The following is a 22378-nucleotide window of genomic DNA, read 5'->3' as shown; positions in this document are numbered from 1 at the left end:
AGCCGACGATGGGTGAGACGAAGCCCCGAGTTCGCGTGAGCGCGGGGCGTTCGGTCGATACCGCCCCGACCGCGCGTCCCGCCAACGCCACGCGTGCCGTCCAGCGCTACCTGCGCCCGGACAGTGCGCGCATCCTATCCATGCGCCAGGCCGTCACCCGCGACGCCCATCTCGACGTGCGCGAGGCGGCGGGTCGCGCCTCGGCGCTGGCGCTGGACTTCTTGCACAACTCCGGCTGGCTTGCCGGCGCGGCCGATCAGATCATTGCCGACACGATCGGCACCGAACTAAAGCTCAACGCCCGACCCGATCTCACGAGGCTGGGCTACACGGAGAAGCAGCGGGCGGCTTGGTGCCGGCTGGTCGAGGCGGAATGGCGCCGTTGGGCGTGGACCCCGTCCGAGTGCGACCTCGCCGGCAAGATGACGATCGCCGACATGCTGGATGCGGTGATCCGTCACTATCTCGTCTATGGCGAGGCGTTCGGCGTGTTCGACTTCCTCGAGCCTGAGGATCGCCGGACCTATGGCGTTCGCACCGGCACCAAAGTCTCGCTTGTTGCGCCTCACCGTCTACCGCGTACTTCCAGCGAGTTCGAAGGCATCGATCAGGGCATTCGGCATGACAGCCGGGGCAGGGTCCGTGCATATCGGTTCCGGAAGCGGGCGCGCGGGATCGAGAACGACACGGACATCCTGGCCCGCGACGTCATTCACGTCATGGACCGGAGCGACAATCCGGGGAGCCCGCGCGGCATTTCGGTGTTGGCGCCGATCCTGAAAGTTCTGGCGCAATCCGACCAGCTGGCCGACGCTACGCTGGCGACGGCGTTGCTGCAGACGATCTTCGCGGCTACGATCAAGAGCCCGGAGCCGAGCGATCAGGCATTCGATGCGATCCGCAAACTGGCGGAGGACGACGAACTCGACGGCCTGGAAGGCCTCGGCGACCTGGCGCAGGACTTGGTGGATGTGTGGGGCGCCCGTATCGGTGCGCTGAAGGACAAGGGCATCTCGATTACGAGCCAGTCCCAGATCAACCATCTGGGTCCAGGCGAGGTGTTCGAGATGCATACGGCGGCGACGCCGGGCTCGCAGTATCTGCCGTTCTCGAAGGATCTGAAGCGGGAGATGGCGCGGCGCCTCGGTGTCACCGTCGAGAGCTTCACGGGCGACCACACCGGCGCGACTTACTCGTCCGTTCGCATGGGCATCGCTTCCATCTGGCCGATTGTCCTGCGACGTCGCGAGCGGATCGCGGCACCCTTCGCGCAGGCGATCTACGAGTTCTGGCTTGAGGAGAGCATCGCGGAGGGACGCATTCCGTTCCGCGGCGGTTACGGCGCCTTCTTGGCAAACCGCGACCGCGTCGTTTGGGCGGAATGGCAGGGCCCGGCCCAGCCCACCGCGGACGACGCCAAGAGTGCGATGGCCGCACGCCTTCGCCTCGAGCTCGGGCTTTCCTCGCTCGCCGACGAGGCGGGGCTGCTCGGCCGCGACTGGGAGGAGACCGCGATCCAGATCGGGCGCGAGATCCAGCTTCTGACCGAACACAACATCCCTCTGCCGTTTGGACGATCGACCGGCGGCGGCGGCCCGAACGGCATGTCGGCGGAAGGCAGCCGAGAGCCGCGGCGCGAGGAGGAATGATGGCTGAGGATGTCGATTGGTGCGCTCGCGCCGCGAAACTGCGCCGCGTCGAGGAAGCGATCCTTTCCGGTGAAATGGTGACGGAAGCACGGTTCGGCGCGGACATGACGCGCTTCGCCTCCGCCTCGCTCGCCGACGTCACCGCCGCCCTCAACGAGGCTCTTCGGCGCTGCGCTGAAAGCCGGGGCGAAAAGCCTCGCCGCACCCGCTACGCGATCCCGGCTCGGGCGCGCCCCTACTGACGGAGGGCCTCATGGCCTGCATTCTGAACGACGGACGGCTGACGCTGTCCGGCGACGTTGGCGACTTCTATTTTGGCGACCACTTCACCTATTCCGACGTGCTTCTGGCACTTGCGCAGGTGGACGCCGATTCGACGCTCGATGTCCACATCAACTCGGGCGGTGGTTATGCAACCGAGGGCGCCGCGATCCATGCGCTGTTCGCCGGACGCACCGGCATCACGAACTTCGTGGTGGAGGGCATCGCAGCCTCTGCCGCGTCCCTGATCGTCATGGCGGGCGACGTCGTCACCATGTCGGCGGGCGCCGTCCTGATGATCCACGATCCGGCGTCTTGGACCTTCGGCACTGTGGACGATCACGCCAAGACGGTGGAAGGGCTTGAAGCCCTCGCCACTGCCTATGCCCGCGTCTACGCCCTGAAGAGCGGCAAGTCCGAGGACGAGTGCCGCGCCATCATGAAAGCCGAGCGATGGTTCGCGCCGGACGAAGCGGTCGCGGAAGGCTTTGCCGACGATGCCGGGACCGGCAAAGGCGAGCCAGTCGCCGCCTTCGACTACCGCACCTACGGGCATGCACCGCCGAAGCTCGCCGCTTTGGCGAAGCGCAAGAACTGGTCGATGGCGCAGGCCAAGGCCAAGCGCGCGCCAACGTCGACCGGTGCCCCCACCGCATCCGCTTCCACCCAACCCCAGAACCAGGAGCCCCCCGTGGCTGACAACACCAACGGGGGCCAGGCTCCCGATAACGCATCCGCCATCGCAACCGCGGTCGCCGCCGATCGCCAGCGCCGCCGTGAGATCATGGCGCTCGACGAAGCCAGGGGGCGTGAAGATCTCGCCGGCTACTTCGCCGACGAGACCGATGACCCCGTCGAGAAGGTGAAGGCTGCCTTGTCCCGTTCGCCTAAGAACGGTGGCCAAGGCGGCGCCGGGACGAACGGTGGCGGCGCCCCCGCCATGTCGAGCACCCAGCAGCACGCGCAGCGTCGCCTCAACGGCGAAGGTCTGAACGGCAGCGACGGCCCGACCGCACAGCGCGGCGATCGCGCGATCCTGTCGGCCGCTGCCGACGCTCGCAACAAGCGCCGCTGAGGAGGCCGCCACCATGGCTGAAGTTCTCAACCAGGACCGCAACGCCGGTGCGGCCCACTACCTCGTGTCCGAGGCGCATGGCTACCGCTCCCGCGAGCAGGCTATCATTGCCAGCGGTTCGGGCAAACTGCGCGCGGGCACCGTGCTCGGACGCATCACCGCGACCGGCGAGTTTGCGCCGTTCGCCCCCGCTGCGACCGACGGCACCCAGACGGCGGCGGCCATCCTTTGGGAAGGCTGCGACGCCACCGCCGAGGATGTTCGGCGCACCATCACCGCCCGCGACAGCGAAGTGCACGCCAACGTGCTGATCTTCGCCGCCGGCACCACCGATGTGCAGAAGACCGCCGCCATGGCGAGCCTTGCCGCGCTCGGCATCGTCGGCCGTTAAGGAGGGCCCGCACCGATGGCACTGGTCACCGACATCTTCAACGCCAACGGTTGGGGCGCGGTCGAATTCCACGAGGAGATCGTGGAGCGCACCGTGTTCCGTCCGTCCCTTCTCGGCGGGCTCAACATCTTCGAGCCGATTTACGCCCGCACCCGCACGATCGCCGTGCAGCTGCGCGGTGGCACCATGTCGCTTATCCCGACCTCGGAGATGGGCGCCCCGCCGGTCGAACTCGAGGTCGAGGACGACTCGATCCGCAAGTTCGACACGGTGCGCCTGGCCAAGGGTTCGACGGTCTACGCGGCGCAGCTGGCCGGGCTGCTGGCGCTGCCGTTCGAAATGCAGACGCGGGACGTGGCCAGCGAGATCGCGGACCGCACCCGTCTGATCCTCGAGGATCTCGACCTGACGATGGAGCACATGCGCTTCGGCGCGGTGCAGGGGAAGGTCATCGACGCTACGGGGCGCGAGATCGTCGATTGGTTCAAGTTCTGGGGTATCACACGCCCGACCCCGATCGTCTTCGAACTCGACAAGGAGGCGACCGACGTCCGGAAGAAGATCCGCGATCTCAAGCGGAAGATGCTCAAGGCGGCGAAGGGCAACTGGACGCCGGGGGCCCGGATCGCTGGCCTTGTCGGCGACGAGTTCTTCGATCTGCTCGTGAACCACAAGCAGATCAAGGAAACGAAGCTCGGCACCGAACGCGCCGCGACGCTCGAAAACATCGAGGGCTACTCGCAGATCGAGATCGAGGGCGTCATCTTCATCAACTACCGCGGCACCGACGACGGTTCGACGCTGGCGATCGCGAGCGATGAGGCGCGCTTCTTCCCGCTCGGCCTGCGCGGCGCGTTCAAGATCGGCTACTCGCCGGCGAACGAGTTCAAGCCGTACCTCAACCAGCGCGCTCGCGAGCACTACGGTCTGCTTCTCGCCGACACGTCGGGTCGCGAGGCGTGGGACCGTGTCGAGATCTACAGCTACCCGCTGCCGGTCGCGACGCTTCCCGAAACCCTGATCTCCGGAAAGGCGAAGTAAGATGGGCACGGTCAAGAAACCTGGCTTCTACGGTGGCCGCTTCCATCAGGGTGGTCAGGGCACCGAAGCGGAGACGATCACCGACGAGGTCGAGGCCGATGCTGTCGACCTCGATACGAAGTCGAGGGACGAGCTCGTCGCCTTGGCGGGGCAGCGGGGTGTGACGGTAAAGGCGGCCGACACGAAGGCCGACATCGTCGCCGCCATCAACGGCGCGAGCTGATCGGTGCCTGTCGCGAACGGCTACGCGGCCATCCGTGCGGCCGTTCTCGCCTCTGTGGATCGCGCCTTCGCCGAGAGGGTCCATCTCGCTCCCATGGCGAAGGGACGGGCCGATCCAAAGAGGCAAACCTCTGAAGTTCAGGGTGTGCTGCGAACGGGCGGCGGCGACGAGGTCAACCTCGCTGGCGGCTATGCGTCGGAGTGGCGATCCCGCGTTGCGGTCGGAAAAGCGGAGTTGCATATCGACCGCTCCGCGTTTCCCGGCGTCGTGTTCAACACCGGCGATAAGGTCCGGGCCGTGTCGCGGCCCGGCCAGCCCTGGTTCGAAGTGCTGAGGGTAGACGATCGCGGAGATACGCGGCTTGTGCTGATGCTCGGCGAGGTGTGAGGCGCACTCATCATGAGCATCGCTCGAATTGCCTTGCGGACGGCGGCTGTCGAGGCCATCAAAGGGCGAACGCTGGTCGGTGACAACGTTCTCGACAGTCCGAACGGGGCGTTGGACATCGCGGCCGACGGCACGCTGCGCACCAATGAGGATCGGCCTTTCGTTGCTGTGTTCACCGACGATGCGGTTGCCGAAGGCATCGAAGGTCGGAACCTCACCGCCAACGGAACCTGCGTCCTGGTCATAGAGGCGGGTGTCTCGATCGCCATGACGCAGACGAATGACAAGGGCGAGTCCGAGATCGTCGGGATAGGTGTTCCGGCCAGCGATCGTCATTTCGAGTTTTTGCTCGAGTTCGTCCAGCGCCAGGTCAACGACGCGCTAACCGACCCGGACAACGACTGGGCCGAGATCTGGAGGAGTCTGTCGCTCCGCGTCGTGAAGATTGAAGTTGGTGCCAAGCGCACCTCTGACGATGGTCAGCGTCTCGCCGGGCGCCAAACCCGCATCTGGCTCGATCTCCTTCCGGACCCTGTGCTGGGCGATGTGCTGGAGCCCGCCAGCCCCTTTACCGCCTTCCTCGATCGGCTGGCAGAGAGCGAGGATCAGGACAATCAGAAGATCGCGGGCACTTTGCGCACCATCTTCGACGGTCCTGTCGCCCCGGACTGGCACATTACACAGCGCCGTCTGGGCGCGACGCGCGACGAACTCCGGGCAATTGGACTGGGGCCCATTAAACAGGACACGGACCGCGCAACGCCAGTGCTGGCCGAGGTCGAGGGAATGCCCGAACCTATCGTGGTGCTCGCACCATGAGCGTCGCGCTGAAGACCGAACTGGAGCGCATGCGCTCCGCTATGGCGAACATGGTCCGCGTCGGGCCGGTGCACGCCGTGGACGCCAAGCGCGGCTACCGGCTGAAGCTAGGGCAGGACGCGGAAGGCCAGCCGTTCCTGTCGCCCTGGCTCCCGCATCCCGAGACCGGGAAGACGTCCGTACCGTTGAAGGTTGGCCAGATCGTCGGCGTGGTGAGCGCCAACGGCGATCTCCGGCAGGGGGCGATGTTCCGCGGCGGATACTCCGAGGCCAACGCCAGCCCGAACGACGATATGGCCGCCAACGTCTTCGAGGATGCCGGCGTGCGCGTCGAGATCGGCGGGGGCGAGCTGCGGCTGATCATCGGCGGCGTGACTTGGACCTTCTCCGGTGCGGGTGAAGCGCAGGCCGGCGGGCAGAAGACGCACGATGATCTGAACGTGGGCTCTACACACCGCCATACCGGCGTCGTGGTCGGCGGAGCGCTGACCGAAGGGCCCGTCTGACACGAAGGGTTTCCGATGGACTTCGACCGCCGGACCGGCGCGCGCATCTCGAACTACGAGAGCGCGCTGCAGTCGGTCGAGATCCTGTTCTTTTCTCGCATCGGAGAGCACGTCATGCTGCGCGAGTTCGGCGCCGGGGCCCGCGAGCTGCTCGGCCGTCTCCTGACGCCGCGCCTCTTCGCTACCTTCATGCTGCTGCTCGCGGCCGCGATCGACCTTTGGGAGCCGCGCTTTCGGGTCCGCCGGGTGATCCCCGGCGGGTCCGTCGACGAACTCCGGCTTGGCCGTGCGGGCTTCCGCATCGAGGTCGACTTCCGGCCGAACGGCCACCTCGGCGACCCGACGATCGAGAGCGTGCGCACGTTCGGCGTGAACTTCGGCCGCAGTGGCGGGGTGACGGCATGAGGGCGCCCACGGCGATCGACCTGTCGCTGGTCCCGCTGCCGGCGGCGATCCAGCCCTACGCCTACGACGAGATGCGCGCCGCCTTCACCGCGCGCTTCGTCGACGCCTGGAACGAGGAGCGCCAGCGCGATCCGTCGCTGCCGGCCTACACGATCGGCAATCTCGAGGCGAACCCGGTCGCCGTCGGTGCGCGTGCCTTCACCTTCCTGCGGATGCTCGACCGCCAGCGCGTCAACGACGTGCTGCGCGCCCTGTTTCCGACGACGGCCACGGGCGACGACCTCGCCGCGCTCGTCGCCCGGCAGGGCATCCAGCGGCAGGTCCTCGTACCGGCGACGGCTGACGCGCCCGCGGTGATGGAGAGCGACCCGTCGCTCCTCAACCGCTACCTCCTGAGCTTCGATCGCGGCTCGGCCGGGTCGGAGGACCGCTACCTCTATGAGGCGCACAGCGCCTGGCCCTCCGGCCTCGACGCCGACGGCCGTCCGATCGGCCTCTGGGACGCGCGGGTCAACGGCTTCGACGTCCACGGCCGCCGCGGCGACACGGACATCGTGATCATCGGGCCAGAGGGCAGGGCGCCGACAGCGGACGAGCGGCGCACTGTCTCGCTCGCATGTCGCGCCTCGCATGTGAAGCCAGAGGCGGTCGCTGTCGCCGTGCTGCCGGCGCGCCGCGTCGAGTATGCGGTCGCGTTGACCGTCGAGATCCCGCCGGGCCCCGACGCTTCGCTGGTGCGCGACGATATTCTCGCCGCGGTCCGCAAGGCGGCTCTCGCGCGCACGACGATCGGCGGCGAGATCCCCGACGGGTTCTTCCGCGGCGTCGCCTACGGCAACGGCAACGTCATCTCGGCCGTCGACGAGGCGCCGGTGCGGATCCTGCCCGATCTCTACGCGGTGCCGGTGATGGCGAGCGCGATGGTGACGACGCGGGTCCGGACATGACGGCCGTCGACACCGTCATCTACGACGAGGCGGGCCCGTTCGAACGGTCGCTCGCCGCCGCGTTCATCGACACCCTGCCGGTGCCCCTGCGCGAGATCCTCGACCCGACGCTGACGCCTGCCGCCTTCCTGCCGTTCCTCGCTGCGCGCGAGAGCGTCGACCTGTGGTTCGACGACTGGTCGGAGGCGCGCAAGCGCCTGATGGTGGCGGACGCCGGCAACGGCATCGCCGCGCTGAAGGGCACGCATGAGGGCGTCGTGCGCTACCTCGCCTACGTCGACGCCGAGGTGATCGACACGGTGAGCTATCCCGCGCGCTTCGTGCTCGGCCGCTCCGCGCTCGGCGTCACGCCGTTGCAGCATCCGCCCTTCAAGGCGCGCTACCTCGTGAAGGTCACGCTGCGCGCGCCGACCAACGCCTTCGTGCTCGGCCGGGGTGCTCTCGGCCGCGCCGCGCTGCGCGCCGTCGACCTCGAGCCGATCCTGCGGGCCAAGCGCGCGCTGCAGGTCGCGAAGGGCAAGCACAGCGAATACCTCGTCTCGTTTGCCTGGCGTCGCCCCGCGACCTTCGGCGACGAGCTTCCCTTCGACGGGGCAGCGACCTTTGCCGCGACCGTCGAGCGCCCGCATCTATGAGGCCGACATGGACCGCTTGAGCTTTGACGAGTCGGAGATCCTGCTCGCGCCGGACGTCACCGATATCGGTCGCTACGCTCTGGCGGGCACCGACCGCGTGACGGTTGGTGCGCTGGGTTGGCCGGCGCACTGGTCGCGGCTGACCGTTGCGACGAAGCCAGGCGCCCCGACCGTCGTGATTGTCTCGGCCGGCGAGATGCACAACGTCGGTGCAATCTACGCCAACGGCGATCCGATCGAGACCGACCTGCAGGTCTACAAGCCGATCGCCGCCTCGGACGAGGCGTGGGTTGCGCTGGTCCTGCGGCCGCGCACCGACGAGATCACGCTGAACCGCGCGATCGAGACGGGCGAAGAGCCGCTGCAGGAATCGGTGCCGGTCGTGATGCCGGTCGCCAAGCGCTTCAGCCGCGTCTTCGGCATCACGGTGCAGCAGGGCATGGCGTCGCCCGCGCCCGCGCGTCGCCCGGTCATTGCGGCGACCGACTGCTGCGTCGCCTTCGTGCGCCTGACGACGTCGGGCGTCGCCGAGATCGTCGCCAATGAGCCGGCGCGGGTGAAGACCGTCTACGAGATCGAGACGCGCACCGTCGCGCTCGAGGTCCAGATGGTGAAGGTCATCCAGGACACGACGACGATCGCGACGGATCTCGCGGCGCTCGGCGGCGACGTCCTGGAGCTCGCCCGCCGCGTGCCGCCGCGCGAGCTCGTCGAGCAGTTCTCCCGCGACATCTCGCGGCACAACCAGATCCTCAACGTGCCAGAGGAGGCGCGGAACTACTGGTTCGACCAGGCGCTGGTGAAAGACCGCTGGGACTTCGCCCATGCGGCCGCCCGGTTCCGCATCAACGAGGGCATCCGCTTCCAGTACCAGAACGAGCGGGACTCCCAGATCCGTCTCCTCAACCCCGACAGTGCCGACATCAAGCGATCCGGCAACCTCGTGCTGCCCGCATGGTCGGAGGTGACGCGCGTCGCCAACCTCACCGGCTCGGGAACGAAGGACATCTCGAACACCGTGCACACGGTGGTCACCGCGACGCAGCTGCAGCGCCCGGTGACGAAGGTCAGCTACGGCCCGACGATCACGGTCTGCGAGAACATGGCGGGCTGGGGCTCGGCCGGGCTGCCGGCGCGCCGCCCGCAGGAGGTCTTCGCCGCGAACGGGCGGACCTTCCAGTATGCCGGGTATCAGGGCGCTCAGTCGTTTGACGCGCATCAGGTCCACGCCGTCCGCGAGGTGATCACGCAGACGACGCAGGAGAGCTACACGGTCTACAACACCGAGACGTTCGGCCTAAACGGCGCGATCCACGGGCAGACGTTCCTCAGCAGCCAGGTGATGATCGCGACCTCGATCGAGGTCTTCGTCAAGCGCGTTGGCTCGACCGGCGACGTCCTCCTCGTCCTCTGCCTCCTCAACGAGGCCGGCGCACCGGACTTTAACTCGGTGATCGCGCGGGTGAACAAGCCGCGCGGCGAGCTCGTCGCAAACGCCTGGAACAAGATCGATATCCCGCCGACGCTGCTCGACCAGGGCGAGCGCTACGCGTGGTTCACGGTCACCACCGGCAACCATGCGTTCGGCACCAGCGACGCCAACGCCTTCTCGGGCGGCAGCGCGTTCGTCTGCACCGACGGTGTGTGGTCGCAGCTGTCGACGACCGAGGACTTCCTGTTCAAGGTCAACGGCGCCCGCTTCGCCGCCTCGCGCGTCACCGTGCCGCTTGAGAGCGCGATCCTCGAAGGCGGGATGACGGAGCTGACGCTCCTCTTCGACAACCTCCTACCGGCGGGCACGAAGATCGCCTTCGAGGTGAAGTCCGAAGGTCGGGACGAGTGGGTGCCCATCGACCCACGCGAGGCGAACGCGCTGACGAACCTGCCGGCGCTGGTGCAGATCCGCGCCGTCCTGATCGGCACGGCCGATATCGCGCCGGGTATCGTGATCGACCAGTGGGCTCGCGTGCGGACGGGGCGCATGCGCAACGACCTTCAGGCGATCGGCAAGGAGCTGACCTTCGGCTTCTCGTCGAGCCAAGCGCAGATCGTCGTGAACATGGACGCCTATGACAGCGTGCATCACACCTGCACGCCGAAGATCATCCTCGCCGACGGGACGGTGGTCTCGCCGGCGTCGATCACGCCGGTGGTCGACCGGGAGAAGCCGAGCCGGACGAAGTTCACCGCGAACTTCAACTTCGGCTCGCCGCAGACGCGTGCCCGCTGGCGGCTCGATGCGACCACCGACACCGTCGTGTCCGTGCCCTTCGGGCAGGACATCCAGCTGAACGCCTTCTGAGGACCTGAGCCATGGCCGATGCCGCCCAGCCGTACGACCCGGCCATGAGCTACCGTGCGCGCGTCTCGCGCGTCCTGACGGTTGGGTCCTTCAAGTACTTGCCGCGCGACCTCACCGAGTTCACCGGCGAGATGCTGAACGCGATCATCGCCGAACACGGGGAGGACGCGATTGTCTCCGCCAAGCCGATCTGAGGCGTTCCAAGTCGCGCCGAGCGACAAGTTCTCGGCGGCGCTCTGGAATGCCGTCTTCCTCGCCCTGTGCGGCGAGCTCGACGACCTCGATGCGCTGAAGGCTGACATCACAGCGACCATCACGGCCGTCGCGAACGGCAACCTCGACACCGTGCTGCAGGGACAGCTGGCGACGCGCCTGACGTCGACGGCGGCTGCCTTCGACGCGCTGAAGGCGTCGATCGAGCAGGCTAAGGAGCAGCTGGCGCTAATCCAGGCGGGGATCGTCACCGGCTCGTCGGTGCAGATCACCTCCGGCGGCATGTTCACCGACACGACCAGCGCGCAGGCGGCGATCCTCGCCCTCAGCGCGGCGCTCGCCGACGATCCCGACTTCGCCGAGAAAGTCGCTCGTTTGAAGGACCCCGCGCTGACCGGCGATGCTCGGGCGCCGACGCGCGCCGAGATCGACGACGGCGACGGGATCGCCACCACCGCTTTCGTCCAGCGTGCCAAGCGTCAGGCGATGGCCTATGCGCTCTTCATCGGGGACTGACCCATGGCGAACCTTGCAGCCCCCGGCGGCACCCCGCTCGACACGACGGTTCGCACCGTCATCGAGAACCCTGCCGGCAGCGGCGAGGTGCGCGGGTATGACGTCGCCTTCATCAACACCGACGGCCAGGTCAGCGCGAGCCTCACGGCCTGCCGCGTGGTCTATGCGGATGCGGGCAAGGGTGTACGTGCCTTCCTGCCGCTGAACTATCCGGTGCGGGCGCTCGACATGGCCACACGCCGGCTCGTGCTGGGGCCCGGCGACAAGCTCGAGGCGTCCGCGTCGGCGCCCGGCGACATCACTGCCCATGTCCAGCAGTACTATGCGGAGAAGACCGCGTGAGCGCGATGGGCGGCGTTCGCCGCGGCGTCCGGACTCTCAGCGAGCGACAGGGTGGCGTTCCGGTCGGCGGCATCGACTATTTCGAGTTCGATCCGGGTGGAGATTGGCTTCCGGCCGATGGACGCCTGATCGACCGTACCGACGCGCTCGCCGCCGTGTTTCTCCCAAGCGCGGCCATCGGAAACGTCGTCGGCACGCTACCGCTGCGCGTCCGCGACGGCTGCTACGGCGGAGGGAAGTTCGTCTTCGGCTGCGAGGGCGGCAAGCTGATCGTCACGACGGATCTCGTGAGTTTCACGACGGCGACGTTGCCGAACGAGACGGGCTATGTGAATAGCGTCGTCTACGCCAAGGGCACCTTCGCCGCATTCACCTCCACTTTGAAGGTGTATCGCTCGACGGACGGTTTGACGTGGACGCTCGCGTCGACGCCCGACCCGACGTACCTCAACGTTCAGACCATGATCTCATTCGTGGCTGGCCTCTTCATGCTCGTGCGAACGCAGGTGAACACGGGCAACAGCGACACGGTCTTCCTGTCCTCGCCGGATCTCGTGACCTGGACGCAGCGCGGTTTCGTTCCAGGCGTCTTGATCAGCGTTGGGGACGTCCGCTCGGACGGCGATCTGCTTGTCATGACGTCCGCTAGCAACTCGAGGCTGATCTCCACGCGAGACGGCGTCAACTTCGCTATGCTGACGGTCAACTTCAACGGCGCGCCGACGGCCGTCTCCGTCGCCGATGGCATCGTCTACGTCGGCACGCGCGCGAGCAGCGGCACCTCCACGCCGTTGATCTCGGACGACGGGCTCGCGTCGACGTCGCAGATACTGGGAACGGGCGGCGTCAGTTGCAGCGTCCACCGCGTCGGCGACGAGGTGATCGAGACGCGGCAGGACGGCGGCTCCAACTACGTCATGAACGGCGTGCGCCGCGCGATCTCAGGCGCCGATCTCAACAGCGGTTCGGACAAGCGCGTCCTCGTCGGCAACGGCCTCGCCGCCACCTTCGAGCTTCTCTCGACGTCCTATCGGCGAAGCACGAAACTACGTCTGCCGCGAGCCTATCGGCGGCCGAGCACGCCGAATCTGAAACCCTACGTGAAGGTGGTCTGATGCCGGACCTCTACCGACAGAACGGCGGGGCCCCGGCGGAACTGCCGTTCGAGGCCTTCACCGCCGACGGCCAGCTACGCACCGATCTCGCCAACCATCCGGACAGCGCGGCCGAGTGCGGCTTCGCTCTTGCTCCGCCGAAGCCCGACGACACGTTCGACGAGATCGCGGTGTGGAACTCGGTCGCCGAAACCTGGGTCATGATCGAACGCCCGCTCGAGCCCGAGCTTCCGTCGCATGCCGAGGTGTTCTTGCCGATCACGCCCCGGCAGTTCTTCCAGGCGCTCGCCCTGCCGCCCTACGGCCTCATCACGTCGCAAGAGGCGCTCGATGCCGTGAAGACCGGCGAAATTCCGGCCGTCATGCAGGATGTGATCGACGGGCTTCCGGCGGACGCCCAGTTCAATGCGACCATGCTCGTCGCCGGCGGCCAGCAGTTCAATCGTGACGACCCGCTCGTCGCCATCTTTGGCGCCAGCCAGGACATGGACGCCGCAGCAATCGACGCCTTCTGGCGCTTTGCACGGAGCCTGTGATGCAGCGGCCGGCAGGATACTCGTCCCTGCGCCGTATCGGGGACTTCAAGCATTCGGCCCGCCGATCCGACCATGACGGCTGGATCCTCTGCGACGGGCGCACCATTCGGCGCGCCGCCTATCCAACGTTCTTCCAGGCGATCGAGGTGACGGCCGCCACGATCACGGTTCCGGACGGCAAGGACTGCCTCCTACTCGGAGCCGCCGGGCGCCTGAAGGTATTGGACCGCGGGGGCTCGAACGATCTGACGCTCACGATCGAGAACCTGCCGGAGCACGATCACCTGTTCGACGACGCCACCGCCGAGGCGACAATGGGGAAGGGTGGGCTGCTGACCGGCGTCCTACAGGTCTTCACCGGCCTGACGGCGAAGACAATCACCGATAAGCGGACGAAGAAGACGGGCGGCGCCAAGGCTATCCGGCTCGCGCCGCTCGCGATCGGCGCCAACGTCTTCCTCTACGTCGGCGAGCCGGTCGCATGACGATCGATCACTGCTCGCTCTGGCCGGACCGCCTGTTCGGTCTCGACTGGTCCGCCTGCTGTGCGGCGCACGATGCGTCGGCGCTCGACCTCGCCGCCCATCTCGAGCTCGGCCGCTGCGTCGGTGCCATCTGGCCCGGCATGGGCGTCGTGATGGCGACCGGCGTCATCCTGTTCGGTCGGGCCTACGGCTGGTTTCAGCGCCGCCGCGGCTGACGCCGCATCCCTGACGACCCTCCGAGGGCTCGGCATCCGCCGGGCCCTTTCCCGTTCCGACCCTTTCTTTCCGAGGCGCAGATGACCGCTCCGAACTTCGGCATGACCTTCAGCCGATCGAACAACGAGCCGGTGCCGGTCACCGGCGCCGACTTCTCGAAGATGCTGCTGATCGAGGCCTCGCAGGACGCCGACCCGCTGGCGTTCCCGCTCGGGCAGGCCGTACGCTTCTCGTCGTCCGATCCGGACATGCTGATGAAGCTCGGCACCGGCCCGCTGCGCGATGCCGTCGCCGGCATCAACTCCCAGCTGCAGGGGCTCAACGTCGGCGCCGACGTCACCGCGATCCGTATCGCCGAGGGCATCAACGTCGCCGCGACGGTCGCCAACATCGTCGCCGCGCTGGCGCTCGTCGGCTCGGTGCCGGCGCTGGTCGGCGGGACACCCCGCCTCGTGTGGTGCGGCCGCACGGCTTGGCGGCCGGACGCCGACACGGCAAACCCGATCGTTGCGGCGCTGCCGGAGGCGCTCGAAAAGCTGCTGGCCATCGCCGCCGTCGACGTCGACGACACCTCGAAGGCCAACGCCATCGACGCGCGGGAGACCATGAACTCGCAGCGCCTGATGCCTGTCGGCATCGCAGCCCGCGTTTACGAGGGCACGAACCTCGTGACGCGGCCGATGGGCCCGCGCGTGCTCGGACTCTTCGCCCGCGTCGACAACGAGAACCAGGGCAAGCCCTTCGACCCGATCGCCAACCGCGCGATCTACGGCATCGCCGGTGTCTCGCGCCGCATTCCGTTCTCGCTGCTCGACGGCTCGACCGAGGGCCAGCAGCTGCTCGACGCTGAGGTGTCGATCGTGGTGCCGGGCGAGGTCAACGTCGACGGCGCGATCGCCGAGGGCGGCTTCACCTTCATCGGCGCCGACAATACCGACAACGGCGAGCTCTGGAAGCAGATCCACCAGGTTCGCGGCGCCGACTTCATCACGGTCAAGCTGATCCAGATTTACCGCCAGTTCCTTGGCCGCAAGATCACGGTCGACATGGCCGAGGCGCTGATCAACTCGATCCTGTTCATGCTGCGCGATCACAAGGCGGCGGACGACATTCTCGGCTACAACCGGCAGATCTTCATCCCCGACCAGAACTCGCCAGAGAACATCCGGCTCGGCCGCATCAAGCTCGACCTCGGTATCGAGCCGGCGCCGCTGTTCCGGCGCGCGGACACCGAGATCCACCGCTACCGCACGGCGGTCGAGGGACTGATCAACGACATCTTCGCCCGCCTCAACACGGTCGCCTGACCCTCTTCGACGAAGGATCCATTCCATGGCTCAGAAGCCGCTGCTTCTCCTCACCGCTGTCGACGTTCGCCGGGCGACCGAAACCGGCACGAGCATGGCGACGACGATCGCCTCCCTCACGATCCCGCCGATCAATTTCGTCACGACGCCGCACAATCCGGGCGGAGGCGTGATGGAGGTGAACTTCACGCAGCCACGCATCGAAGCGCTCGAGCCCGCCTTCATGGCCAAGGGCATCGACGAGGACGTATTCCGCGGCATGGGGGTGAAGGACACCTGGACGTTCGCGGCCGCCTATCGCGACACGCAGTCCGGCCGGACCGTGCCGGCTCGCGGAATCATCGAGGGCGCCATCACCGGCTGGGAGCCCGACGAAAGCGACCCGGCCGAGTTCAAGGGCTGCAACCATGCCTTCCGCGAGGTGACGCACTTCGAGTTCACGCTCGGCGGAAAGGAGCTGATCTACTTCGACTTCTGGGAGCGCATCGCTCGGCGTGCGGGGAGCGATCTGTTCGCGGAAACACGGCAGGCGCTGGGAGCCTAAGGGCCCCTGACTATCACTGCCTGATCTCGAAACGGATCTGGTTCAGTCCTGTCTCGAAGCGAGCCTGCCAAACGCCGATATTCTGTTCGGCGCTACCGATGGCGACCCCGTCCCTGATCTTTCGGCGCTGGGCATCTTCGTTTGCCTTCGACTGCAGGGCGGCGGCAGTCTTCGGCATTTGGCGGGCTTCGCCTTCTGGCGCGAGCGCTCGCAGGACGCTCACGGTGAAGACGCTCCATCGTGTGATACCGGCCTTGGAGCCGTCCGTAAGTGTGGCGCCGAGCCCCTCGAAATTGCCGTCAGGGCAGGACAATCCCAGCATGATGCCAGGAATGTTCTCGACGTTGATGAGGCCGGGCAGATTGATGCTTTCGGTCCCGTCGAATTCTCGCAGCAGGTCCTTGGTATCTGCGGCTTGCACGCGCGTCTCGAACTCCTTGCACGTCATGGCCAGAGCCATTGCAGGCACAGTGAGCGTCAGAGCCAGCGTCAGTATCAACGTCCGCATGTTCGTCCTTTTTGGAAGGGCGGTTCGACTTCAGGAGCGCAACCTATGATCGATCTTGCCGAACGGGAAGGCCATTTCGAGCGCCTTCGGGTTGCCGCCGACGCTGACGCTGACGCGCTGGCGCCTCCTCATCTCGAGCGATTGCAAGAGGCAGCTCCCAGCGAACGCGAGGTGACTCCGAACGTGACGAGCGTGGATCGTCCCGTGATCGTCTACGACGAGTGTCCGATCTACAGCGCATACCGCCTGAGGTACGCTTTCCACATCAACGGGCAGCGCATCGAGCATCTGTTTTTCGCAGAGCCTTCGTTCGCCGATGTCGAGGACCGCGTCCACGGGCGGATCACCGAGCAGGAACTTCATGCGCGGATGGCCAGCGTCGATGTCGAAGTGCTGCGTGCCCTGAAATGGTGCGATAGCCGCATCGCAACGCTTCTGGCTCGCGCCGTCGCGCCCGATCTCGGGGACGTCTGATTATGGCTCGCTTGGCCAGTGAACTCGTCCTGAGCCTGACGGACCGTGTGTCGGGCCCCGCGAAGGGCGTCGAACGCAGCCTCAGGAGCCTCGACAAGCAGCGCAAGGAGGTCGGTCGTGGCGCTCGCACCACGGCCGAAGACGTGGCCGGTCTAGGAACCGCCCGAAATATGATGCTCGCCGGCGCGTCCCGTGTCCTGGCTCCGGTAGCCGGTGCGCTCAGCGCCGGTCAGATCATCTCTGCAGCAGCCGACTTCGAGACGGCGCTGACGAACATCCAGAAGAAGTCCGGCGCCACCGCTGCGCAGACGGCGAAGCTCGGGGACGAGATTAAGGCGCTGGCGACGTCCGGCGAGCTGGCTGTGCCGATCGAGGAGATCGCGGCCGCGTACGAGCGCGGCGCCGCAGCTGGTATCCCGCTCGACGACCTGCGCCAGTTCGCAGCCCTTTCGGCGAAGGCCGCTGATGCGTTCGAAATGTCGGCGACCGATGTCGGCAACGCATCTGCCGGCTTCAACAAGGTTCTCGGCGTTCCGCTCAATCAGATGCAGCGGTACTTCGATCTGATCAACGGACTCGCTGACGCCGGAATCGCCGACGAAAGCGGCATCGTCGATTACATCGATCAAGCCGGCGCCATGGCGAAGACGTTCGGGTTCTCCGCGCAGGAGACGGCCGCGCTCGGCGCGGCGCTCGCCAACCTGAAGGTGTCGGCTGCGAAGGGCGCGACCGCGACGAACTCGATCCTGACCCGCTTGATGGCGCCGGATGCCCTGTCGAGCGACGGGCGCACGGCGTACTACCAGCTGATAAAAGACGACAAGAAGTTCAAGAAGCAGCTGGCCAGCGGCAAGGCTTCCGAAGCTTTCGTTGAGGTCGTCGACGCGCTCAAGGCGATGGACAAGGAGAAGCGCACCGGCATCATCGTCGAACTCTTCGGCCAAGACCATCTCGACGTGATGACGCAGCTCGTCGAGGGTTCGGAGGAATTGAAGCGCAACCTCGCCTATGCGGCTGGTGACAGCTGGTTCGGGTCGCTCGACAACAGCTACAAGCTGAAGCTCGACGATTTCTGGAGCCAATGGCAGCTGGTCAAGAACGCTCTGGCCGAGCTGACCATTAACGCAGGATCAATGGGGCTCCCCGCCCTGAAGACCGGTCTCCAAGGCTTGTCCAACCTTATTCAACAACTCGACCAAGGGATGAAGCAGCTTGAGGTCCAGATCGACTGGAGCAAGGTGCAAGGTGCGAGAGATGAAGTTGGGAAGCTTGGCGAGGACTTAGGCCGGATACTTGGCATCGACGCAAAGGGCTCGTCCCTGGAGGCTTTCTTCGGAGATCTCGCGAAGGAGATCAACGAGTTTGCGTCTGCCGTGCGAACGGTAGCAAAGGAAATCCGCGATATTGCGGACTTCGCCAATGATCCCATTGGCTTCATGAAGAAATCATCCGTCGATCCGGAGCGGATGCGCGCCGCCGGGATCGAGCCGATGACCGATGAGATGCGCAACCGCATTCGCGCCCAGCAGGCTGCTCAGGAGAGCGAAGCGAACGCGCGAGCTGATGCGGCTCGATCGGACAGCCTCGACGCCTTCGCGATGGGCGACCTTCCTGTAGAGCAGACGCCTCGCGCCGATCGTGGTGGCCGTGTCCGGTCAGCCGATGCAGGATCCTTCGCTCCGGCCATGCCCGCACCCGCGCCGGCGCCGACGTTCGCCGACGTCGGTCGGCGAGGCCTGCCAGTTCCGACGCCACGCCCCGACATTGCGGGAGCAATTGCAGCCGAGGGCGAGGCGGCAGCTCTGAAGGCTCAGGAACTCGGACAGCGGATTTCGGACGCGTTCAGCGTCACGGCCGAGCCGCAGATCGCGCAGGGGTCGATCAACGCCTACATCGGCAAGCTGCAGACGGCGATCGGGTTGCAGAACCAACTGGCCGAACGGGCCGGTCGTGTCGGCGGTGGAGCTGACTACGGCGCTTCGCAGGCCGACATCGAGGACTGAGGGATGCTCTATCAGATCGGCACTCTCTCCCTTGATACTGCACCGTTCAACGTGGACGACGTCGATCGAACGGCGTCGGCCGATTTCGCGGTCAAACCAATCATCGGTGCTGGGCCTCGCCGCGAGTTCATGGGTGAGGGCGACGATGAGATCGCCCTGTCCGGCCAGCTGTTGCCCTTGACGATCGGGGGCCTTACCGAACTCGAAACCCTACACGGTTTCCGCCGCTCTGGACGGCAGCTGCCGGTCATGCGCGGCGACGGCAAGATGATGGGTTGGTTCGCGATCACTCGGATCCAGGAGAAGCACGTCGACCTCGACAGGTCCGGCGTCGGTTTCTCGATCGCGCACACGATCACGCTCATCAAGGTCGGACCTGAGGGCGCGAGCGCCGAGATCGTGCCGGCGCTCCTATCTCTCTTCGGCGCCTTGGGACGCTGACGCCATGCCGACCTCGATGACGATACAGGGCGAGCCGATCCTCCTCGACGAGCTTCTCGCTAAGCTGTTCGGCGCGGCGCTCGCCCGTGACCTTCTGACGGTCGCCCTCGACCTCAATCCCGGTCTCGCCGAGGCGGGGCCGGTCCTGCCCATCGGTCGAACGGTGATCCTGCCGGATCGGCCGGCCACCGTCGTTTCGACGAAGCCCGTCGTGTCGATTTTCGGGAACTGAGCGTATGCCCTGGTCGGTCTCTTGGCGCGTCACGATCAACGGCGAGAACGTGTCGAGCGCCATGCGCCCGTACCTCACCGACATCAGCGTCGTGGACCGGTCGGGAACGTCGTCGGACAGTTGCTCTCTCGCCTTCGACGACACCGACGGCTCGCTGAAGCTCCCGGACCCGAGTTCGAAGCTGTCCGTCGAGCTCGACGGCGTGCCGGTGTTCCAGGGCGTGGTCGATTCGACGCCGTGGGAACTGACCCGCGGCGGCGGGCGGATCCTGCGCGTGACCGCCAAGGGCTTCGACACGCGCGGGAAGGCGAAGGAGGGGCAGCTCTGGCACCTCGACGACGCCAGCCTCGGCGACGCGTTGAAGAAGGCAGGGCGCGCCGCGGGGGTGCCGGACGTGATCGTCGATCCGGCCTTCGCCTCCATGCAGCGCGATTACTGGTCGCCGGATGGCGCCTCGTTCCTTGCCTGGGGCGAGAAGCTGGCGCGCGAGATGGGTGCGACGTTCAAGATCCGCGACGGCCGCGCCGTGTTCGCCAAGCGCGGGCAGGGGCTGGCCGCGACGGGCGCGGCCATGCCGACGATCACGGCCGCTATCGGTCGGAACGTCATCGCCGTGCGGATCGATCCGACGCAGGGGCGGCGGCAGTTCGCCAAGGCGCAGGTCCGCTACTTCGACCGGGACGCCGCGGACTGGAAGGTGAAGGACGTCGAGATCGGTGCCGAGGGAACGGACGCCGCGAACCTCCGCCGCTTCACCGCTGCCGACGAAGACGAGGCCGAAGCGGTCGGACAGGGGCGCAAGTCCGACAGCGAGCGCGAGGGCGCGAACGGCACGATTGATATGGATCTTGAGCCGACGGCGCAGGCCGGCGCGAAGGTGATACTGACCGGCGCCCGGCCAGGCATCGACGGCCAGTACGAGATCGACGGCGTGACCCACAAGGCGGACCGCAGCGGTGGTTCGACGACGAGCCTTGACGTGAAACAACCGGAGAACGGGGCAGGGCGCGACACGCGCACGGCCACCGCCAGCACCGTGCCCGCCAATGTCCCCGTGCCGACGTCCCGGCCGAACTGACCAACCCACATCTCTGGAACTGAAGGACGCTCTTGATGGCCAAGCAGCGATACATTGTCGTGCCCGGCATCCTGTTCGTCGCCGGCGCGCCGGTGCCGCTCGACCGGATCGTCAACCTCACGCCTGAGGAGGCGCGGTTCGACCTTCTGCTCGGGCGCATCTACCTCGACGGGACGCAGCCGCCGATTACGCCGGTCGATCCGGTGCAGGGCGGCGACGTCGTGATCCTGACGCGCGGCGGCATCTCGCAGCCGGTGACACTGGAGCAGCTCGCCGCCTACTTCGGCGGGACCGGCTACCCCTCGCTCGCCCTGTCCGCGATCACCTTCCAGACCGGTGCCGCGGTCAACGCGGTGCTCGCGACGATCTCGGCGCCGGTGGGCTGGACGGTCGCGGCCGAGACGACGTTCGGCGGCCGTATCGCTGTCAGCCCGGACGGCACGAAGCTTCTCGCCGCTCGCGTCGAGACGCTGGCCGTCGCCGGGTCGGCGCGGCTGCGCGCGGTCAGCCCGGACGGGCTGCGCACCATCATAGAGACCTTCCCGCTCGCCTACGAGCTCGCGCCCGTCGTCGCCCCGCCGATCCCGATCGGCATCGCGACCGGCCTTCTCCACGCCTTGCCGCTCGCCCGCGCGGCCTGACCCGACCTCTCCCTCGCGAAGGACCCATCCATGTCCGACAATGTGCCCATCCTCGAGCCGACCTCCGGCAACACCCCGACCGGTTATGTCCAGTCGCTTTCCGCTGCCAAGCAGGTGGGCGGGGCGAACGGTCCAAAGCACCAGCGCGTCCAGCCGACCTATGAGGACGCAAGCGGCGCCCAGCTCGACGTGAAGGAAAGCACCGGCCTCCCGGTGCAGGTCGCCGACGGCAAGGTCGCCTCGATCGGCGCCATGGCGGACGCCGCGGCGAACGCCGGCAACGTTGGCGGTGCGCGCTCGGTCATCTCGCTCCTGAAGGCGATCGCCGCTTGGGCGCTGGCACCGGTGCTCGCCGCTGGCGAGGCGCACCTTGGTCAGGTCGGCGGCGAGACCGCGATCGCGGGTAACTCCTTCACCCGCCCGGCCGACACCACACCCTATGTGCTCGGCGATCTCATCGCGAACAACGTCGCGGCTGCTTCGGTTGTGCCGGTCGACCTCACGGTGGCGCGGAAGAACGCCGGCACGGGTCGCATCCCGCGCGCGCGCCTGACGCGCTCGAAGCCGGAGAGCGGTGCATTCCGCATCCATCTGTTCCGCGCCGCGCCGACGGTGCAGTCCGCGAGCGGCGACAATCTCGCCATCTCGACCGACGGTGCCCTGAACTATCTCGGCGCTTTCGACGTGACGACCGACCGCGTCTTCTCCGACGGCGCGAAGGGCTTCGGCGTGCCGGTGACCGGCGCCTACATCGCCTTCGAGACGGGTGCGGCCACGCAGAAGCTCTACGCGCTCCTGGAAGCGCGCGGCGCGGTGACGCCGGCCTCGGCCGAGACCTTCACCATCGCCCTCGAAGTCGATCGCGACTGACCTGACGACGGCCCCCGGGGCGGCTGATGCCGCCCCACTTCCACGCTCGCGCTGACCGGAGATCTTCATGCCTGCTCATATCGGGGCGCGCCGCGCCATGAACCTTGGTGCCTTCTCCCTCGGCGCGGGTGGCGGGGTGGTGCCGGTAGCTTTCTTCGTCACCAGGACGAAGGACGGATCGATTGGTCAGACCTACAGTGCTGATCCGGGGCCTGG

At 66.9% G+C, this 22378-nt stretch carries 30 protein-coding genes; 29 read left to right on the top strand and 1 reads right to left on the bottom strand.

Going from position 1 to position 22378, the window contains the following annotated elements; all coding sequences use genetic code 11:
• Positions 1 to 8: 8 nt before the first annotated feature.
• From BM175_RS19795 to BM175_RS19690, 22 genes are all read left to right on the top strand, one after another.
• Positions 9 to 1649, top strand: coding sequence for a phage portal protein (locus tag BM175_RS19795; RefSeq protein WP_090966172.1), 1641 nt, complete (start codon positions 9 to 11; stop codon positions 1647 to 1649).
• Complete coding sequence (locus tag BM175_RS19790; RefSeq protein ID WP_090966170.1) at positions 1649 to 1891, top strand: hypothetical protein; 243 nt, start codon at positions 1649 to 1651, stop codon at positions 1889 to 1891. The genes BM175_RS19795 and BM175_RS19790 overlap by 1 nt, the downstream gene beginning before the upstream one ends.
• Positions 1892 to 1902: 11 nt before the next feature.
• Entirely contained in the window at positions 1903 to 2985 is a 1083-nt protein-coding gene (locus tag BM175_RS19785; RefSeq protein ID WP_090966168.1) for a head maturation protease, ClpP-related, read from the top strand.
• A 13-nt stretch (positions 2986 to 2998) separates the two neighbouring features.
• The gene (locus BM175_RS19780; RefSeq protein WP_090966166.1) at positions 2999 to 3376 is read left to right on the top strand and encodes a head decoration protein; all 378 of its coding nucleotides are present in this window, start codon (positions 2999 to 3001) and stop codon (positions 3374 to 3376) included.
• Positions 3377 to 3391: 15 nt separating this feature from the next.
• Positions 3392 to 4417, top strand: coding sequence for a major capsid protein (locus BM175_RS19775; protein ID WP_090966164.1), 1026 nt, complete (start codon positions 3392 to 3394; stop codon positions 4415 to 4417).
• A 1-nt stretch (position 4418) separates the two neighbouring features.
• The gene (locus tag BM175_RS19770; RefSeq protein WP_090966162.1) at positions 4419 to 4640 is read left to right on the top strand and encodes a hypothetical protein; all 222 of its coding nucleotides are present in this window, start codon (positions 4419 to 4421) and stop codon (positions 4638 to 4640) included.
• A gap of 93 nt (positions 4641 to 4733) precedes the next feature.
• On the top strand, positions 4734 to 5027 hold the full coding sequence (locus tag BM175_RS19765; protein WP_210284137.1) for a hypothetical protein: 294 nt from the start codon (positions 4734 to 4736) through the stop codon (positions 5025 to 5027).
• 12 nt (positions 5028 to 5039) lie between these two features.
• Positions 5040 to 5846 (top strand): hypothetical protein, encoded by an 807-nt coding sequence (locus tag BM175_RS19760; protein WP_175526934.1) that lies wholly within the window; start codon positions 5040 to 5042, stop codon positions 5844 to 5846.
• Positions 5843 to 6352, top strand: a complete 510-nt coding sequence (locus BM175_RS19755) for a phage baseplate assembly protein V (protein ID WP_090966160.1) — start codon at positions 5843 to 5845, stop codon at positions 6350 to 6352. The genes BM175_RS19760 and BM175_RS19755 overlap by 4 nt, the downstream gene beginning before the upstream one ends.
• A gap of 15 nt (positions 6353 to 6367) precedes the next feature.
• Entirely contained in the window at positions 6368 to 6757 is a 390-nt protein-coding gene (locus tag BM175_RS19750) for a GPW/gp25 family protein (RefSeq protein ID WP_090966158.1), read from the top strand.
• The gene (locus BM175_RS19745) at positions 6754 to 7704 is read left to right on the top strand and encodes a baseplate J/gp47 family protein (protein WP_090966156.1); all 951 of its coding nucleotides are present in this window, start codon (positions 6754 to 6756) and stop codon (positions 7702 to 7704) included. Before BM175_RS19750 ends, BM175_RS19745 begins: the two co-directional genes overlap by 4 nt.
• Positions 7701 to 8339 (top strand): phage tail protein I, encoded by a 639-nt coding sequence (locus BM175_RS19740; RefSeq protein ID WP_090966154.1) that lies wholly within the window; start codon positions 7701 to 7703, stop codon positions 8337 to 8339. Before BM175_RS19745 ends, BM175_RS19740 begins: the two co-directional genes overlap by 4 nt.
• A gap of 16 nt (positions 8340 to 8355) precedes the next feature.
• Positions 8356 to 10641 (top strand): hypothetical protein, encoded by a 2286-nt coding sequence (locus BM175_RS19735; protein WP_175526933.1) that lies wholly within the window; start codon positions 8356 to 8358, stop codon positions 10639 to 10641.
• Positions 10642 to 10652: 11 nt separating this feature from the next.
• Positions 10653 to 10835: a hypothetical protein gene (locus BM175_RS19730; protein WP_090966150.1), complete on the top strand. Its 183-nt coding sequence runs from the start codon at positions 10653 to 10655 to the stop codon at positions 10833 to 10835.
• The gene (locus BM175_RS19725) at positions 10813 to 11370 is read left to right on the top strand and encodes a hypothetical protein (RefSeq protein WP_090966148.1); all 558 of its coding nucleotides are present in this window, start codon (positions 10813 to 10815) and stop codon (positions 11368 to 11370) included. Before BM175_RS19730 ends, BM175_RS19725 begins: the two co-directional genes overlap by 23 nt.
• Positions 11371 to 11373: 3 nt before the next feature.
• Positions 11374 to 11712 carry a hypothetical protein gene (locus BM175_RS19720; protein WP_090966146.1) on the top strand — a complete coding sequence of 113 codons (339 nt, stop codon included), beginning with the start codon at positions 11374 to 11376 and terminating at the stop codon, positions 11710 to 11712.
• Positions 11709 to 12827: a glycoside hydrolase family protein gene (locus BM175_RS19715; protein ID WP_139224716.1), complete on the top strand. Its 1119-nt coding sequence runs from the start codon at positions 11709 to 11711 to the stop codon at positions 12825 to 12827. The genes BM175_RS19720 and BM175_RS19715 overlap by 4 nt, the downstream gene beginning before the upstream one ends.
• A complete protein-coding gene (locus BM175_RS19710; protein WP_090966142.1) occupies positions 12827 to 13363 on the top strand; it encodes a hypothetical protein in 537 nt (178 codons plus the stop codon). The genes BM175_RS19715 and BM175_RS19710 overlap by 1 nt, the downstream gene beginning before the upstream one ends.
• Positions 13363 to 13848 (top strand): tail fiber protein, encoded by a 486-nt coding sequence (locus BM175_RS19705; RefSeq protein WP_090966140.1) that lies wholly within the window; start codon positions 13363 to 13365, stop codon positions 13846 to 13848. The genes BM175_RS19710 and BM175_RS19705 overlap by 1 nt, the downstream gene beginning before the upstream one ends.
• Complete coding sequence (locus BM175_RS19700) at positions 13845 to 14063, top strand: hypothetical protein (RefSeq protein ID WP_090966138.1); 219 nt, start codon at positions 13845 to 13847, stop codon at positions 14061 to 14063. Before BM175_RS19705 ends, BM175_RS19700 begins: the two co-directional genes overlap by 4 nt.
• An 81-nt stretch (positions 14064 to 14144) precedes the next feature.
• On the top strand, positions 14145 to 15371 hold the full coding sequence (locus BM175_RS19695) for a phage tail sheath protein (protein ID WP_090966136.1): 1227 nt from the start codon (positions 14145 to 14147) through the stop codon (positions 15369 to 15371).
• Positions 15372 to 15396: 25 nt separating this feature from the next.
• Positions 15397 to 15915 (top strand): phage major tail tube protein, encoded by a 519-nt coding sequence (locus BM175_RS19690; RefSeq protein ID WP_090966134.1) that lies wholly within the window; start codon positions 15397 to 15399, stop codon positions 15913 to 15915.
• A gap of 13 nt (positions 15916 to 15928) precedes the next feature.
• Here BM175_RS19690 and BM175_RS19685 read toward each other — a convergent pair whose 3' ends face one another.
• Entirely contained in the window at positions 15929 to 16423 is a 495-nt protein-coding gene (locus BM175_RS19685) for a hypothetical protein (protein ID WP_175526932.1), read from the bottom strand.
• Positions 16424 to 16468: 45 nt separating this feature from the next.
• Here BM175_RS19685 and BM175_RS23000 point away from each other — a divergent pair, with 45 nt between their 5' ends.
• From BM175_RS23000 to BM175_RS19650, 7 genes are read left to right on the top strand one after another with little or no spacing between them, the layout of a single operon-like run.
• Positions 16469 to 16897, top strand: a complete 429-nt coding sequence (locus tag BM175_RS23000) for a hypothetical protein (protein WP_090966130.1) — start codon at positions 16469 to 16471, stop codon at positions 16895 to 16897.
• 11 nt (positions 16898 to 16908) lie between these two features.
• Positions 16909 to 18900: a phage tail tape measure protein gene (locus tag BM175_RS19675; protein WP_175526931.1), complete on the top strand. Its 1992-nt coding sequence runs from the start codon at positions 16909 to 16911 to the stop codon at positions 18898 to 18900.
• Between the two features lie 3 nt (positions 18901 to 18903).
• Positions 18904 to 19341: a phage tail protein gene (locus tag BM175_RS19670; RefSeq protein WP_090966127.1), complete on the top strand. Its 438-nt coding sequence runs from the start codon at positions 18904 to 18906 to the stop codon at positions 19339 to 19341.
• A 4-nt stretch (positions 19342 to 19345) separates the two neighbouring features.
• Positions 19346 to 19573 (top strand): tail protein X, encoded by a 228-nt coding sequence (locus BM175_RS19665; protein ID WP_090966125.1) that lies wholly within the window; start codon positions 19346 to 19348, stop codon positions 19571 to 19573.
• Positions 19574 to 19577: 4 nt separating this feature from the next.
• Entirely contained in the window at positions 19578 to 20651 is a 1074-nt protein-coding gene (locus BM175_RS19660) for a phage late control D family protein (RefSeq protein WP_090966123.1), read from the top strand.
• Positions 20652 to 20686: 35 nt separating this feature from the next.
• Positions 20687 to 21292: a hypothetical protein gene (locus BM175_RS19655; protein WP_090966121.1), complete on the top strand. Its 606-nt coding sequence runs from the start codon at positions 20687 to 20689 to the stop codon at positions 21290 to 21292.
• A gap of 30 nt (positions 21293 to 21322) precedes the next feature.
• Positions 21323 to 22162 (top strand): hypothetical protein, encoded by an 840-nt coding sequence (locus BM175_RS19650; RefSeq protein WP_090966119.1) that lies wholly within the window; start codon positions 21323 to 21325, stop codon positions 22160 to 22162.
• Positions 22163 to 22378 lie beyond the last annotated feature (216 nt).

The sequence above is a fragment of the Aureimonas phyllosphaerae genome (assembly GCF_900113065.1).
Lineage (GTDB): Bacteria > Pseudomonadota > Alphaproteobacteria > Rhizobiales > Rhizobiaceae > Aureimonas > Aureimonas phyllosphaerae.
This window is presented reverse-complemented; position numbering and strand designations above follow the sequence as displayed.